The organism is Priestia aryabhattai B8W22, from assembly GCF_000956595.1.
Lineage (GTDB): Bacteria > Bacillota > Bacilli > Bacillales > Bacillaceae_H > Priestia > Priestia aryabhattai.
Genome location: NZ_JYOO01000009.1, coordinates 96,570 through 113,662 on the forward strand (window position 1 = coordinate 96,570; position 17,093 = coordinate 113,662).

General features: G+C 37.5%; 13 protein-coding genes and 1 other annotated feature. Of the genes, 2 read left to right on the top strand and 11 right to left on the bottom strand.

The annotated features are described in order from the left end of the window. Nucleotides 1-266 precede the first annotated feature (266 nt). Nucleotides 267-1,670 carry an amino acid permease gene (locus tag N178_RS09315; protein WP_045291904.1) on the bottom strand — a complete coding sequence of 468 codons (1,404 nt, stop codon included), beginning with the start codon at nucleotides 1,668-1,670 and terminating at the stop codon, nucleotides 267-269. Nucleotides 1,671-2,139: 469 nt separating this feature from the next. Further along, entirely contained in the window at nucleotides 2,140-3,504 is a 1,365-nt protein-coding gene (locus tag N178_RS09320; protein WP_045291905.1) for an amino acid permease, read from the bottom strand. Between the two features lie 445 nt (nucleotides 3,505-3,949). Between N178_RS09320 and N178_RS09325 the strand changes: the two genes are divergently transcribed. Beyond that, nucleotides 3,950-4,525, top strand: coding sequence for a GNAT family N-acetyltransferase (locus N178_RS09325; protein WP_013055419.1), 576 nt, complete (start codon nucleotides 3,950-3,952; stop codon nucleotides 4,523-4,525). Nucleotides 4,526-4,806: 281 nt separating this feature from the next. Here the strand turns inward: N178_RS09325 and N178_RS09330 are convergent, their stop codons facing one another. The 5 genes from N178_RS09330 to N178_RS09350 all read right to left on the bottom strand — a co-directional run bounded on the left by N178_RS09330 (nucleotide 4,807) and on the right by N178_RS09350 (nucleotide 10,419). After that, entirely contained in the window at nucleotides 4,807-5,724 is a 918-nt protein-coding gene (locus N178_RS09330; RefSeq protein ID WP_045291906.1) for an ABC transporter ATP-binding protein, read from the bottom strand. Between the two features lies 1 nt (nucleotide 5,725). Then, nucleotides 5,726-6,796 carry an ABC transporter ATP-binding protein gene (locus N178_RS09335; protein ID WP_045291907.1) on the bottom strand — a complete coding sequence of 357 codons (1,071 nt, stop codon included), beginning with the start codon at nucleotides 6,794-6,796 and terminating at the stop codon, nucleotides 5,726-5,728. 14 nt (nucleotides 6,797-6,810) lie between these two features. Beyond that, nucleotides 6,811-7,737, bottom strand: a complete 927-nt coding sequence (locus tag N178_RS09340) for an ABC transporter permease (protein ID WP_014461585.1) — start codon at nucleotides 7,735-7,737, stop codon at nucleotides 6,811-6,813. Between the two features lie 2 nt (nucleotides 7,738-7,739). After that, nucleotides 7,740-8,675: an ABC transporter permease gene (locus tag N178_RS09345; protein WP_045291908.1), complete on the bottom strand. Its 936-nt coding sequence runs from the start codon at nucleotides 8,673-8,675 to the stop codon at nucleotides 7,740-7,742. 97 nt (nucleotides 8,676-8,772) lie between these two features. After that, entirely contained in the window at nucleotides 8,773-10,419 is a 1,647-nt protein-coding gene (locus N178_RS09350) for a peptide ABC transporter substrate-binding protein (protein ID WP_045291909.1), read from the bottom strand. 666 nt (nucleotides 10,420-11,085) lie between these two features. Then, nucleotides 11,086-11,290, top strand: a binding site (T-box leader). Between the two features lie 76 nt (nucleotides 11,291-11,366). Here N178_RS09350 and trpS point away from each other — a divergent pair. Beyond that, nucleotides 11,367-12,356, top strand: coding sequence for a tryptophan--tRNA ligase (trpS, locus tag N178_RS09360; protein WP_028412367.1), 990 nt, complete (start codon nucleotides 11,367-11,369; stop codon nucleotides 12,354-12,356). A gap of 28 nt (nucleotides 12,357-12,384) precedes the next feature. On the opposite strand, the gene N178_RS09365 is transcribed toward trpS, so the two are convergent. The 4 genes from N178_RS09365 to opp4A form a co-directional block, all read right to left on the bottom strand. After that, entirely contained in the window at nucleotides 12,385-13,134 is a 750-nt protein-coding gene (locus N178_RS09365) for a YjbA family protein (RefSeq protein WP_014461589.1), read from the bottom strand. A 300-nt stretch (nucleotides 13,135-13,434) separates the two neighbouring features. After that, entirely contained in the window at nucleotides 13,435-14,349 is a 915-nt protein-coding gene (gene opp4C, locus N178_RS09370) for an oligopeptide ABC transporter permease (RefSeq protein ID WP_045291911.1), read from the bottom strand. An 11-nt stretch (nucleotides 14,350-14,360) separates the two neighbouring features. Then, nucleotides 14,361-15,326, bottom strand: coding sequence for an oligopeptide ABC transporter permease (gene opp4B / locus N178_RS09375; RefSeq protein WP_013055410.1), 966 nt, complete (start codon nucleotides 15,324-15,326; stop codon nucleotides 14,361-14,363). A gap of 28 nt (nucleotides 15,327-15,354) precedes the next feature. Beyond that, nucleotides 15,355-17,091: an oligopeptide ABC transporter substrate-binding protein gene (opp4A, locus tag N178_RS09380; RefSeq protein ID WP_045291912.1), complete on the bottom strand. Its 1,737-nt coding sequence runs from the start codon at nucleotides 17,089-17,091 to the stop codon at nucleotides 15,355-15,357. Nucleotides 17,092-17,093: the final 2 nt, after the last annotated feature.

Here is a 17,093-nt window from a genome sequence, read left to right on the forward strand (position 1 = left end):
CTATTTGCATTATACTATAAACTTCATCGGAATGATATACTTTTTAAAGTGAACTAGTACATTAGTTCGTTCCTTCACTGTCATTATTTTCATTACCGATTTTCTTCATTATTTATTTACCACACTACTATTACGAATAAACCTGTAGATTAGTTTCATTTTTTTTATTATTTTTTTCTTTCACAAATTCCTCGAACTTTTCAGTCACTAAAAAAGCCTTGCAGAAGAAATGACTTTTCTGCAAAGCTTTTGAGATAATCTCTTATTTATTTAATAGCTGATGCGCTTTTTCCTCGTCTCATTAAGATAGGATACAGTAAAAGCCCGATGACAAATAAGCCAATACCTAGGAAAAATGTTTTTAAATCAGCTGTCCCTGTCTTAATCACCCATAGCGAATAAATAAGTGCTAACGAAGCAATAATTCCGTCTTTTACTCGCGATCCTTTAATAATATCGTACGTCTCACCTGTCACAATAAGCTTTAATTGATAAACTGTCGTCACAAAATAAGGAACTAAATAAGCGAGAGTAGCTACAACGATAGCGAAATTATAGGCTTGCGAAACTGTGCCTGAAATAGTCGCAAACAAAAACAACTGTGTTAAGCCATTTGTTAATGTTAGTGAGCGGGCTGGACTATTGTTCTGATTCGTTTTAGCAAACCACTGTGGAAACAACCCTGATTTTGCTGCTTGATAAGGAACTTCTGCACTCACAACAATCCATCCAACAGTAGAACCTAATAAAGATATAAGTGCTAAAATGGCCATTACATAAGCACCTTTATGTCCAATAACCATTTCTAACGTATCTACCAAAGGCTTTTGAGACTGCTGAAGCTGAGCTGTCGAAAGAATCCCCATAGCGAGAAGCGTAATTCCCACATAGATAACCATTGAGATTAATAATCCAAGCAGCGTTGCTTTCTTTACTACTTTTTGTGATTTTGCACGATTAGATAACAGTACAGCTGATTCAATTCCGATAAACGCCCACAGCGTAGCAATGGCTGCTCCATTGACCTGACTTCCTAATCCTACATTTATACCCTTTGAATTAACAAATTCTGTACTGACCAGGTTGGATGCGCTAAATAGCGATAGCGCCACAACAATAAATAAACCGAATCCAATAATTTTAGCTGCCGTTGTGATAAAGTTAATATTACCGGCGCTATTGATATCTCTCTGCAAAATAGCTTGAATCCCCCATAGTACAACAGAACATACTAAAAACGTAATAAATTTTCCAGCTTCTAATTGAAAATCTCCGACTGAAAATAAAATATCTTTACTCTCCATTACTGGAAAGAACGTTGTTAAGTACCCTGCAAACGATATGATGACAGATGCTGTTGCAGCCCAGTTTGCTGCCCAATAACCCCAAGCCATGCTATACCCAGCTACTTTACCTGCTTTAGGCGATGAAAAAAGATTCGCTGCATAACTTTGAGGCCCTCCTTTTAATTCAGGCTTTCTCATGACTAAGTTCCCGAACACAAGAGCAATCATGAATACGCCAAGACCTGTTGCAACCCAAGCAAGTGTTGAACCAATTGGACTTGATACGTTTGCTAAATTAGAAGGAAGCATAAATACTCCTCCGCCTACCATATTACCAACTACAAAGGCTGTTAAAAACCAAAGACCCCATTTTTTATCTTTCATTTGCCGTTTCTCCTTTTGCTTTCTAAAAGCTTAAACTTTTGACATAGAAAGCTCGATGCTAATCTATTAAAACATAGAAATTATTTGTTTCTTCATTTATTTCTTCATTTGTTTAACAATATAATATATTAGCACACTAAAGCGAAAAGAGAAATAATAAATCTTTCATTTTCTTTTGGAAAAAAATGAGACTTAAACATAACTAAATCACTTCAACCTAAAGACAAACAAATTGGGTAAATGAGCTAGTATGGATCACTTGTTCCACCGCTGTTGATTTTCGTGCAAGACTTTGCTTCCTGCAGGAGTTTTCGCCTTGCTCTCCAATCAACCGCTAGACGCGGCTACATACATGAAATCTACGTTCACCCTACCAATAAAAAAATCCGAACGAGTTGGATTCTTAATCAAGAATTCAACTCGTTCGGATTTCCCTTCAACGAAACTACTTTTGTCCGGACCTCATTTTTTATCTTTTATGAAAACCTTTTGAATAGTAGACAACAACCAATAAAACAAACCATATCGGACCTACAATAAGGGCTATTCTTGTATCTGAGGAAAACCCCATCACCACTACTACTCCCGCTAAGAAAGCAAGAGCGAGATACGACGTATACGGGAAAAACGGAAGCTTATATTTTAAATCACTTACTTGCTGATCGCTTAATCCTCTGCGGAAGCGAATTTGAGAAAGTAAAATAATGCCCCATGTCCAAATCGCTCCAATAGTAGCAATACTTGTAACCCACGTAAACACCTTATCAGGAACAACATAGTTTAAGCCAACTCCGAGTAGCAGTACAACAGCTGAAGCAATAACTGCTGCACCAGGCACGCCGCCTTTTGTTAAGTTGGCATAGCGTTTTGGTGCTTCCCCGTGCTGAGCTAAATTAAATAACATACGGCCTGTACTAAAAATTCCACTGTTACAAGAAGATAAAGCCGCTGTTAACACTACAAAGTTTATAATCCCTGCTGCAGCGGGAATTCCAGCTTTATCAAATGTTAAAACAAATGGGCTTCCTTGTGTTCCGATCTCTGGCCAAGGATAAATAGACATAATAACAAACAAAGCTCCGATGTAAAAAATCAAAATTCTCCACAGAACATTATCAATGGCTTTTGTTAATGTCTTTTCCGGATTTTTCACCTCTCCTGCTGTTACCCCAATCATTTCAATACCAAGGTAAGCAAACATAACCATTTGAAGTGATAAAAGAACGCCTTTCATGCCATTCGGGAAGAAGCCCCCGTGATTCCATAAATTACTGATTCCTGTTGCAATACCGCCATTTCCAATTCCAAAGATAATCATGCCTAGTCCAAGCACAATCATAAGGATAATCGTTACTACTTTAATAAGAGAAAACCAAAACTCTAGTTCACCATATGCTTTTACAGCTAAAAAGTTAACGCCTGTCATGATAACAAGTGCTGCAAGTGCCCATATCCACTGGGGCACACCCGGGAACCAAAACTCCATATATACTCCAACAGCTGTAATTTCAGCCATACATGTAATAATCCACATAAACCAGTAGTTCCAGCCTGTTAAATAACCAGCGAGTGGCCCTAAATAATCGTTAGCATACTTACTAAAAGAACCGGCTACTGGATTTTGTACTGCCATTTCACCTAGCGCTCTCATAATAAAAAACATAATAAGACCACTGATTCCATACATGATAAGAATACCAGGACCTGCTAACCGAATAGCAGATGCAGAACCTAAAAACAGTCCAACTCCGATAGCTGCACCTAAAGACATTAAACTAATATGTCTTTCCTCAAGTCCACGGCTTAATTCTTTTTCTTGCGTGTTCTCTTGCATAATTCTCTCTCCTAACATGTCCGTTTCATTTAATAGCGGCTACTTGTATAGTATTAATTTATTTTTCAGTCAAATAATTCTAGGCAGTGTATGTACTAAAAATCTGATATTGCAAGTTCCACACCTGCACCTTTACCGCTATCACATCTATAAAATACAATATTAAAAAAACTTCACTTTGTTCATTTTATCAAAAATCACAAAAAATGCGATAGTTTTTTGTGATTTTCACAAAAAAACTTACGATCAAAACATAATAAAAACCATTTTTTACATTATATGTTCTTATTTCACCATAATTTTCTTACTATTAAGAATAATCAATCGATTATTCTTCTATATTTTCAATTATAGATGCTTACTTTTCCCTAAAAGGGGTAAAGATAAGGTAACTGTTTAAACACTATTATGAACATCACCATGAAAAGATCAGTAGGAGGGTGCTATGAATTGGTATGAAAAACTAAGTCAATATTTTCCCATTGAAGAAATGAAATCAAAGAAGCATATCGAAACGCTTTTACAAGAACGCAGCGATATTTATCATAAAAATGAAGGACCTCATCACGTATTAATGTACGTGGAAACAGACCAATTTATCTTTATTGATTACCTCTTTGTTTCAAAAGACGCTAGAGGTCAAGGGCTTGGCGGTAAATTAATTGATGAGTTAAAACAGCATAACAAACCAATTATCTTAGAAGTAGAGCCTGTAGACTATAAAGATTCAGACTCAGCAAAACGACTGCATTTTTATAAACGTGCAGACTTTAAGCATGCTCAAACAATCGGCTATAACCGCCGCTCATTAGCTACAAATGAAATTAACCAGATGGAAATCCTATACTGGTCTCCTACCTCTGAAACAGAGGAAAGCATCTTAAATAAAATGAAAAAAACGTACGAGCTAATTCATACGTACAAAGACAAAGAAATATATGGTGCGTCTTATCAGCCGGCAGATCAAGTGTTAAAAATTGATAAAAATCGTAAAGACGGCGATATCTTAGCAGATTTATAAAAAGAAGGTAGACATGCGTCTACCTCCTTTTTATATTTTTGAATTATTATTCAAACCAAAACATTATTAAACACTTATATTCCTTTAGTTATAAGATTTACATATAGATATTTTGTCTTAAATATAAAATTCTGAAAATTTTCAATAGTATTTTCTAATCCTGTATTGTATAATACCTGTAAAGCGCTAATGTTACTTGTTCTTACATGTTTTTCTCAATTTAAAGTTTAGCGTTCTTTGATAACTAAATAAAAAACGACCTCGTTGTGAGATCGTTTTTGTTATGTTGTATATGCGGCAAACTCTGCTTGAGAACAAGACACGTAGTGACCTGGAGATACTTCTCTAAGCTCTGGTTCTTCACCGTTATAGTCATGGATACCTGGATCATAAATTTTGCGCTGACGCGTTTTTTCACTGTCAGGATCGGGAAGCGGAATAGCGGAAAGCAACGCTTTTGTATATGGATGAACAGGGTTTCGATAAAGCTCATCACTTGGTGCAAGCTCTACAATCTTACCTCTGTACATAACGCCGATGCGGTCACTAATGTATTTTACCATTGACAAATCATGGGCGATAAATAAATATGTTAGTCCACGTTCACGCTGTAACTTCTTCATTAAGTTAACAACTTGAGCTTGTATAGATACGTCCAAAGCTGAGATTGGTTCATCTGCGATGATAAAATCAGGTTCTACTGCCAGTGCTCTTGCGATACCGATACGCTGACGCTGGCCGCCACTAAACTCATGTGGATAGCGGTTTGCATGTTCTTTGTTAAGTCCCACGGTTTCAAGAAGCTCGTGAACCTTTGCCATACGCTCTTTTTTCGTCTTAGCTAAACCGTGAATGTCAATGCCTTCTGCTATGATATCTGCTACGGTCATACGAGGGTTAAGTGACGCATATGGATCTTGGAAAATCATTTGCATTTTACGATTGAATTTTTTAAGCTCTGAGCGAGATTTGCGACCATGTACATTTTCGCCATTAAATAGCACCTCACCGCTAGTAGCATCATATAAACGAATAATCGTTCTGCCTGTCGTTGACTTTCCGCAACCGGATTCACCTACAAGACCTAACGTCTCTCCCCGGAAGATGTCAAACGTCAGACCATCAACTGCTTTAATTGTTCCTTTACTTGTGAAAAAATGCTGCTTTAAGCCTTTAATCTCTAATAATTTATCTGTCATGTTATTCACCATCCTTCGCTACGAGTACAGGTGTACTGTATACATTATCAACTTTACGCATGCGACGCTGAACTGAAGCAGGCGGCTCTACTTTTGGTGCATCGGGATGTAACAGCCATGTTTTTGCATAGTGCGTATCAGATATTTTGAACATTGGAGGTTCTTGCTCAAAATCAATTTTCATTGCGTATGGATTTCGCGCTGCAAATGCATCTCCCTTTGGAGGATTCGTTAAATCTGGCGGCGTTCCAGGAATAGCAGCCAGCTCTTCTTCTGCCTCGTTATCTAAGCTTGGCATAGAAGCTAGCAGTCCCCACGTGTACGGATGTTGAGGATCATAAAATACTTCATCCACTGTGCCCGTTTCAACAATTTGACCAGCGTACATAACGGCTACTCGATCTGCTACATTTGCTACTACACCAAGATCATGGGTAATAAAGATAATAGATGTATCCGTTTTTTTCTGAATGTCTTTCATCAACTCTAAAATTTGAGCTTGAATGGTTACATCAAGCGCGGTTGTTGGTTCATCAGCGATCAGTAATTTCGGATTAGAAGCAAGAGCCATCGCAATGACAACACGCTGTCTCATCCCGCCGCTGAATTCATGCGGATATTGATTCACACGCTGTTCTGGAAAAGGAATGCCTACAAGCGTTAGTAGCTCGACTGCACGTTTTTTCGCTTCCGCTTTAGATACTTTAGAATGCTTGATTACGACTTCACCAATTTGAGCTCCAACTTTCATCGTCGGATTTAAAGAAGTCATTGGATCTTGGAAGATCATACCGATATCTTTGCCGCGAATAGCTTCCATTTCTTTATCCGTTTTCTTTGCTAAATCAATGCCGTCAAACAGCATTTCACCGCTTTTAATTCGGCCAGGAGGCATCGGAATAAGGCGCATGATCGTTTGTGAAGTTACACTTTTACCAGATCCTGACTCACCAACAATTGCTAGCGTTTCACCTTTATTTAAGTGGAAGTTAACGCCGCGAACAGCTTGAACTTCTCCGCCATATGTTTTAAATGATACAGCTAAATTTTTTACTTCTAATAAACGTGACATATGAGTTCACTTCCTTACTTACGTAGTTTTGGATCTAACGCATCTCGTAATCCATCACCAATTACGTTGAACGCTAAGATTGTTAAACAGATAAACAAACCTGGGAAAAATAAGCGCCAAGGATAGTATTCCAAAGCAGGTAAGCCTTCTGAAGCCATTGTTCCCCAGCTTGCAAGCGGTGCCGGAACGCCTAGTCCCAAGTAGCTTAAAAATGCTTCTGTAAAGATTGCTGAAGGAATCGTTAGTGTCATTGTTACTAAAATTGGACCTGTTGCATTAGGAATAAGATGTTTAAATAAAATACGCTTTGTTGTTGCTCCTAAAGTTTGTGAAGCCATTACGTACTCTTGGTTTTTCAACTGCAATACTTGTCCACGTACAATACGGGCCATGTTAATCCAGCCAGTAATGGTCATTGCCAAAATCATCGTGCCTAACCCTTGGCCAAGCATAACCATCAAAATAATAACAAGTAAAAGGTAAGGAACACCATATAAGATATCCGCAACACGCATCATTGTTTCATCCGTACGGCCGCCACGGTATCCAGAGATGCTTCCCCAAACTACGCCGATGAATAAATCAATTAAAGCTGCTGCTAACCCGATAAATAATGAAATACGAGCGCCTTCCCACGTACGGGCAAACACATCGCGCCCTAATTCATCTGTGCCGAACCAGTGCTCAGAAGATGGTGCCTGATTAGCATTCAATAAATCATTCGTTGCATAATCATATTTCACCATCAATGGACCAAATATAGCCATAAAAACAAGGAGAACCATTAGTACTACACCAAACATAGCAAGCTTATTTTTGCGAAAACGAATAAAAACATCTTGCCAGAACGAAAGACTCGGTTTTTCAATCTTTTCTGCTTGAGCATGGTCAATCCCTGCTGTTTCAAACATTTCTTTAGGAATTTTCGGAAGTTGCTGCATAGTTACTCTCCTTTCTTAGCACCTGTAAGTTTAATTCGAGGGTCAATAAAGCCGTATGCAATATCTACAAGCAAAATACACACAAGTAGTAAAATACTGTAGAACACCGTTACGCCCATAATTGTTGTATAATCTCGGTTTGAGATACTGAGTACAAAATGTGATCCTAATCCCGGGATACCAAATATTTTTTCAATAACAAAGCTACCCGTTAAAATCCCTGCTACTAAAGGTCCCATATAGGATACGACTGGAAGCATCGCATTTCGCATCGCGTGCTTAACTGTAATAACGCCTCTGCTTAAACCTTTTGCTTTTGCCGTACGAATATAGTCGTTGCTTAGCACTTCAAGCATACTTGAACGAGTTAATCGTGCGATGAACGCCATAGGAGTTGAAGCAAGCGCGAGAGCCGGTAACACTGTGTGTGCCCATGATTCCCAGCGTGCAACCGGAAAAATTTGCAGTTTCATAGCCAGAACGTATTGTAATACCGCTGCCATGATAAAACTCGGTACTGAAATTCCTAGAACCGCAATAACCATCGCCGTGTAATCTTGCCACTTATTGTGTTTTAAAGCAGCAATAACACCTAGTAGTACACCAATAGCAATCGCTATTAAAATAGCTTCCATCCCTAGCATGAATGAAACAGGGAATCCACCGTTGATCAAATCGTTTACCGTTTGGCCTTTATATTTGAAAGATGGACCAAAATCCCATTTTAAAATTGATGTTAAATAATCAAAGTATTGATGGTACCAAGGCTGGTCTAAACCGTAATACTGATTTAGATTTTTTTGAATTTCAGGGGGAAGCTGCTTTTCTGATGTGAATGGACCTCCTGGAACAGCACGCATTAAGAAAAAAGTCGCTGTTACGATCAGCCATAATGATAGAAACATATAAATAAGTCGTTTTCCTATATATTTGAACACCCTGACACACCTCCATATTTTTACAAAATCCGCGCACAAGAAAGAAAAGTATATGGAGCACCAGGCCCCATATACCCTTTGTCATAATTGATGTTACTTACTCAAAATGAGCCCACTTAATCTGAATGTCTCCAAGGCCAGACATCACAACATCTTTCAGCTGCTTGTCTTGTACCCAAGCATTTGTGTAGAAATAGATTGGTGCCACTGGCATTTCATCCATGAAGATACCTTCTGCTTTTTTCAACATTGCCTGACGTTTCTTAGGATCAGTTTCTTTTTGAGAGTCAATTAATAACTTTTTATATTCTGGATTTTCCCAGTTTGTATCATTGTTTCCGCCTTTTTTGTCACGGAATAACTCTAGGAAGTTGATTGGATCGTTAAAGTCTCCTAACCAGCCCATACGCCCAACTTGATAATCTCCTTGGTGTAATTTTTCAATGTAAACAGCCCACTCAGAGTTGTCTAACTGTACTTTAATACCAAGGTTTTTCTTCCACATATCTTGAACAGCTTGTGCAATCTTTGCATGTTTTTCATCCGTGTTGTATGAAACCTTAATTGCTGGTAGTTCTGAAGCATCTTTAAGGCCCATTTCTTTCAAGCCTTTTTCTAAATATTCTTTTGCTTTTTTCACATCATTGTCTTTGAAGTAGCCTTTTTTGTTATCTTCAAACATTGTTGGTGGTACAGCTGCCATCGCTGGAACTGAACCGTCTTTTGTAATTTGTTCCGTAATACCTTTACGATCAATTGCATAAGCTAATGCTTTACGAATGTTCACATTGTCTAAAGGTTTTTGTTCTGTATTAAACTTGTACCAGTAAGTACCTGCAATCTCTTGAATGTTTAATGAACCGTCTTTCTTTAATTCAGGAAGTGCATCAGCTGGTAATTGACCAGTAGGCATACCCGCCCAGTCCAATTCACCGTTTTTGAACATTGAAAGTTCAGTGTTGTTATCATTGATCATGTACATTTCAACTTTTTTAAGTTTTACAGCATCTTTATCCCAATAGTTTTCATTAGGAACTAACTCGATTTTGTCATTGTGTTTCCAAGTTTTTAATTTGAAAGGACCGTTTGACGTATAGTTGTCACCTGCATTTGTGTACCATTTTTCATTTGATTCAGCAATTTTTGTATTCACTGGGAAGTACGTATAGAAAGCTGTTAATTCTAAGAAATATGGCGTTGGGTTTTCTAATGTTACTTCAAGCGTTTTATCATCTGTTGCTTTAACGGCAACATCATCTAATGAACCTTTCCCTTCATTAGCAGCTTGTGCATTTTTAACATAGTATAATTGATATGCATATTGTGATTCGTTTTTAGGATCTAACGCCCACTTCCATGCATATTCGAAATCTTTTGCTGTTACAGGGTCACCGTTTGACCATTTTGCATCGTCACGAATCGTAAACGTATATTTAGTTTGATCATCGCTGATCTTCACATCTTTCGCCATTGCATTTTCAGGTTTTCCATCTTTACCGATGCGAGTTAAACCTTCAAATGTTTGTAGTAATACGTTTGATGATGTTGAATCATTAGCTAAGCCTGGATTCAGTGAAAAAGGCTCAGTTTTAATATTTACGCGAAGCTCTTGCTCTTTTTTCTTATCGCCGCCATCACTGCTAGCATTTTCACTGCCACCAGATTCTTTGTTAAATCCACATGCAGCTAAAAACAAGCTCATGACAAGCAGCAAACTGAAAAGAATCGACAATCTTTTCTTCATTGCGTGTTACCCCCTATTAAATTTTGTTTGTGTAGCAACCATATTTTTTTGATATTCACTAATTTCTTAATCCTCTTTCAATACAAAATAATCAGTTATTTTTTCATATAGTAGAGTGTTAAAGAACTCACTGCAAAATTATTCTTCTACCCTATGAAACTGTCATCAATTGTTTACATGCTGTAAATCCAATGTATGCGCTTAATATGTAGAAGACTCATTCATTACAAAATTCGCTAATTGAAACAAAACATTGGCTATTTTGTTTTTTCTGAAAAATTAAGAAATTGTAATACCTTTGTAAAAAATATGTTTGTTACGCCTATTATAAATATTTTAAAAATTTATTGCAATACTATTATTTAATGGTATTTTTTTATCATGAGGGAAAAAACCTTATCTTATAAGGATTGTGCCTACTTGTCAGACGTCTAAAATCTTTTTTGTAGTATAGGTATTATAATGGTATTACAAAGCCATTAGAAATACTAAATAAAAGATTTTTACCAAATCCTCTGCCAAATTTTCATTAAGAAATGCTTTAATTAAAAGGTTCTTGTCTTTTTTTGTCGCTGAAAAATTCCAGTAAATTGTCTTATAAAACTTTTTAGCGATAAGATGTTTAAATTCCTGCTTTTTCGCGTTATAATAACGAATAACTATATAATTAAAGCTGTGAAAAAGAGTAGTATGCAGAATTTTCATTTTTAGAGAGTTTGTGGCTGGTGAGAACAAACATTGAAACCTGCAGAATGGACTTTGGAGCTTTCAAGTGCAAAGCTTGAACGTTGACCTCAACGTTACATGAATAAAGATAGTTCACAATAATGTGTGCTAATTAGGGTGGCAACGCGGTCCATTCGCCCCTAGCTTATGCTAGGAGCGGATGGGCCTTTTTATGTTGTATCCGTAAACTAGCATCATATATGTGCAGATGAAAGGAAGATTTGATGAAAACAATTTTTTCAGGTATTCAACCAAGCGGTACAATCACTTTAGGTAACTACATTGGAGCGATGAAGCAATTTGTGGAACTTCAACATGACTATAACTGTCATTTTTGTATTGTAGATCAGCATGCAATTACAGCGCCTCAAGACCGTTTAGCACTTCGTAAAAACATTCGCAGCCTTGCTGCTCTGTATGTAGCAGTAGGAATTGATCCAGCAAAATCAACTTTATTTATTCAATCAGAAGTGCCTGCCCACACGGAAGCAGGATGGATGTTACAGTGCGTAGCGTATATCGGTGAACTTGAGCGTATGACTCAGTTTAAAGATAAGTCCGCTGGAAAAGAAGCAGTATCAGCAGGATTATTAACTTATCCTCCACTAATGGCCGCTGATATTCTTTTATACAACACCGATTTGGTTCCTGTTGGTGAAGATCAAAAGCAGCATTTAGAATTAACGCGTGACTTAGCTGAGCGCTTTAACAAAAAATACAATGATATATTCACTATTCCTGAAGTACGTATTCCAAAAGTAGGCGCACGCGTCATGTCCCTTCAAGATCCTACGAAAAAAATGAGCAAGTCTGATCCAAACCAAAAAGCTTTTATTACGCTCTTGGATGACGCTAAAACAATTGAAAAGAAAATCAAAAGTGCCGTAACGGATTCAGAAGGTATTGTTCGCTACGATAAAGAAAATAAGCCAGGTATTTCAAACTTATTAAGTATTTATTCAATCCTAGCCAATAAATCGATCGAAGACATTGAAGCAATGTATGAAGGCAAAGGTTATGGTGACTTTAAAGCTGACACAGCTAAAGTAGTAGCTGAAGCACTCGCTCCAATTCAAGAAAGATATTATGAATTAGTTGATTCTAGCGAGCTAGATGATATTTTAGATCAAGGTGCCGATAAAGCAAATGCAACGGCGAATAAAATGCTTCGCAAAATGCGAAACGCAATGGGAATTGGCCGTAAACGTTAAAAAAAACGACTGCTATGCAGTCGTTTTTTTAATTAACTTTTGGCTCTTGTTCAATTTCCCAAAGTTTTTCAAAGAAAGGTTGTCCTTTTACTAAGCGCTCGCATAATAATTTATGTTTCGGTGACCACCCTGACTTCGTTTCATCGTATAGCTGATTCCATACATCTTGAAACGGCATCTCTTGAATGTCTTCGTATTTCGTTGGATTCCACTCTGTGTACCAGTAGCGGATTTGAGCTGTATTTTTTGTTGTATGTAGCTGATCAAGTGCCATAAATAACAGCTGTTTTAGCTGACGTTCTTTACGTGTTAATCCTCTCATCGTTTCAGGAGACGGCGAAAGAATATGATGCTCTTTTTTATTTAGCTCGTCTTCACTGAACTTATATTCTAGCTCTTCTTGATCCGCAATCATTTCATAGACCAACTGTTCTTGTCTTGGAATTAAGCGGCTTTTTCGAATCGGAATATGATATCCCATCGTATCAATTGCTAAAATATTCGTTCCGTCTGTAACAATAAAACAATATTCAACCTGCGTGCGTTCATGATTTTTCCGAATGTATGCTTTCTGATAGACATCTTGTAGTAGTTGTTGAGGTAGCTCGGAAAGATCATTTTCAATGTAATGAAATAAAAGCGGATTTACTTTTAATAACGGTGCTTGATCGAGCAGTTCTACACAATCATCTTTTCTCCACTCATGGAAATGACACACATTATAACCGTTTTCTTCGCCTTCAAACCAATTAACCCATACATCATGAAGATATAGCATAATTTACCCCTCACTTACTATCTGTTTGTTATCCATCAGTATAGGCAGAGAAAGGAATTTTTATTCCAAATGATGTTATTTTTCTAAAAATTAATTATGAAAAGCCTTCGTTCTTGTTTATTATTCAAATGCCATTATTTCAAAGCTAGGACATACCGAGAGTGCTGATGATTGCTAAAGGCTTCATGAGCTATATCCACCGCTATAAGCAGAAAAAAATCCGAGTTTCTTCTATAGTAATAGGTTTGTCAGGAGGTCTGACAAACCTAAAAAAATCTATCACACTTTTGTGATAGATTTTTAACGAAGAGATTTTGGATTCAAAGCATCTTTTAATCCTTCACCAATGAAGTTGATAGCTAGGATCGTAAATGTAATAGCTAAGCCTGGCGGAACCCACATCCAAGGCTTATTCTGCAGCACATCTGATTCCCTTGCTTCTGTCAGCATATTCCCCCAGCTTGGCGTATCAGCCGGCACGCCAAAACCGATAAAGCTAATCGCTGACTCAAACACAATAAGGATAGCCATCTGCAAACTGGCTTGAACCACAATCGTTGAAAACACATTTGGCAGCAAATGTTTAAAAATAATTTTAAACGGGCTGCACCCAATGGAAACAGCTGAAAGCACATATTCATTTTCTTTTTCAGCCAAGACTTTGCTTCGCACCAGCCGGGCCGTACTTCCCCAGCTTAAGAAACTAACAACTAGAATGAGCGTCCAAACGCCTGAAATCTTTCCAATTAGAATTGTATTTAACACTACAACGAAAACAATTAGGGGAAAGTTTAATACAAAGTCTGTAAAACGCATTAAAAATTGGTCCACTTTGCCTCCGTAATAACCCGCAACCGAACCGATAAGAGTTCCGATTAAAATAACGAGTGTTGTACAAGCAACTCCAATCAGTAACGAAGTTCTTCCTCCATACAATGTACGTGCAAATACGTCTCGCCCATTTGTATCTGTTCCAAACCAATGCTCACTAGAAGGCGCTGCATTCATCGCCATATAGTCGATACGTGTAATATCTGCTTTTGTAAGCAGCGGTGCAAAAATGGCAAGAAGCGTAATCACAATCATGAAAGCCAAACTTATCATAGCTAGTTTATTTTTAACAAACTTCTTTCGCGCAATCGCCCATGGAGAAAGGTTTTTAGGAGCTTTCATATTCACTTCTGGCTGTACATCTTTTTTCGTTACAATTTCCATACTTTCTCCTCCTAATCCAAACGAATACGCGGATCTGCTACGCCGTATAACAAATCAGCAACCAGATTCCCAACCAGGGTTAAAATTGAAAACAACATTGTAAGCGACATCATAACTGAGTAGTCACGAGTTGCTACAGAGTCAACAAACAACTTTCCAATTCCTGGATACGTAAAGATTGTCTCTGTAATGATAGAACCGCTAATGATTGTTACAAGATCAAACCCTAAAAACGTAATAAGCGGAATCATTGAGTTGCGTAAGATATGAACATTATAAATTTTAGATTCTTTTGTCCCTTTTGCTCTAGCTGTGCGCACAAAATCTTTGCGACTGTTTTCAATAATATCATTACGCAAAAATTGGGTATATTGCGCGGTCGACATCAAGCCAAGAATCAGCGCGGGTAATATAACGTGATGAATTCTACTTTGAATAAATTCCCATGATCCCTCTTTCAATCCTACTTCAACAGAACCGCTAAATGGAAACCAGCCTAACTGAAAGGAAAATAAATAAATGCCTACAATCCCTGCGATAAACGATGGAACCGCTAATGCAAAGTAATTATATCCTGCAATAAAGTTATCTGCTAAGGTATACGGTTTTCTTCCTGCATACATACCTAAAATAAATGCAAACACATACGTAATTAAAAGCGAAGTCAAAGCTAAAAAGATCGTATTAGGCATACGCTCTAAAATAATATCTAATGTCGGTAACTTATGAGTTGTTGACTTTCCTAAATCTCCTTGTGCCACTCCCTTTACCCAGTTCCAATATTGAACGTAGATAGGATCGTTATATCCTAGCTTATCGCGCATTTCCTCAATGTATTTTGGATCTGTATTACTAGGGTTGATTTCTCCCCCAAAAGGGTCCCCTGGCATCATTTTTGCCAGGGAAAACACAACAAAGGAGATCAGAATCAACATTGGAATCATCCCTAAAATACGTCTTAGTGAGTATTGCAGCATCGTTGACTCTCCTTTACATGTAAAATATTTATTCTGTTACAGACCATTTCTCCGGATCTACAACTACCGTTGATGGATCTAGAGTTACGTTTTTCACACGCTTATTCACAGCATAAATATTGATATTTTCCCATAAAGGAAGTGCTGGCAGCTGCTCATTAAAGAATTTTTGCCATTTTACATATACATCTTTACGGTATTTATCATCAAATGATTTTTCACTCAAACCGTCTTTAAGCATTTCGTCAGATTCCTTATTTACCCAACGTCCATAGTTCCATTCAGCATTAGAGCTCCATAATCCTGTAGGGTCTGGATCTGAACCAGTGTCCCAAGAACCAAAGAACGCTTCTAAGGCCTTATCGTCGTTATCTTTCATTTCATTGTACAAGTTAAATTCAACAAGTGAACCCGTTGCTAATTTTGTTTTAATACCAATATCATTCCATGCTTGCATAATAGCCTTCGCACGACCCTCGAAGTTGGCTGGACCAGCATAGTGACCGAATGAAATCGTAAATGGTTTTCCGTTTGGATCTTCTACAAAACCATCATTATTCTTATCTTTATAACCGGCTTCAGCTAATAACTTTTTAGCTTTTTCTGGACTGTACTTGTACTTTGTTAAATCTTTTTGGTCAGCAGCAATCCAGAATACAGACGGAATAACTGTATTAGAAACAACCGCTTTGTCGTTCATAAATGCTTTTACCATTGCTTTTCTATCTATTGCATAAAGCAATGCTTGACGAAGTTTTAGGTCTTTGAACTTTTCGTAATCATCTACATTTTTACCAGCCTTTTGATCACGATGGCCAAATCGTAGCCCAATATACGAATAACTAGTTGATTTCCCTTCCAAAAAGTCTAAGTTTTCTGCTTTTTCAACTTGCCCTAAATCAGCTGGACGAACATCCATAATGTCGACATCGCCTTTTTTCAATGCTCCGGCGGAAACAGATGGATCCAGTACTTTTACAACAACACCATCAAGATGAGGCTTACCTTTCCAATAATCATCATTACGCTCCATTTGGACATATTCACTTGCTACCACTTTTTTCACTTTAAACGGCCCAACACCAATTGGCTCTTTACGAACTTGTTTGGACTCTGCAAGATCTTTTACAGCAATTCCTTCATAGTACTTTTTCGGCATTGGATACGGCCATAGATTATCTAAGTTATTTACACGAACTTCTTTAAACGTTACTTTAAATGTTTGCGGATCTACTACTTCAACTCCAGAAATAGAATCCGCTTTGCCGTCGTGATATTCTTGAGCGCCTTTAATATGCTCAACGTTTACATAGCGCGGACCTGTATAGTCTTTATCGGCAATCGTTTCATACGTATATTTAAAATCATCTGCAGTTAATGGATCTCCGTTATGCCACTTAATGCCCTTTTTTAATTTAAACGTGTAAGTTAGTTTATCACCACTCACGTCCCAAGTAGCTAAGTCAGATTTAATTTTTAATTTCTTATCATAAGTAAAGAGACCTTCATTGATAAATTCTAAGATTTGGCTATCATATGCACTACCATACAATGCGTACTCAAAAAGCCCTTCTGGCGCTCCGTCAATCCCATACGTAATCGTTCCGCCGTCTTTTGGCTTGTCTGTTTTTGCACCTTCAGTTTTTGTTTCTCCTCCTTCTTTACTAGAAGATGAAGAAGTGCTTCCACCGCTGCACGCCGCTAGAAAAAGCGATAGCACAAGCAAAATGGAAAAAAGTGATAAAAATGATTTCCTTTTCATCATGA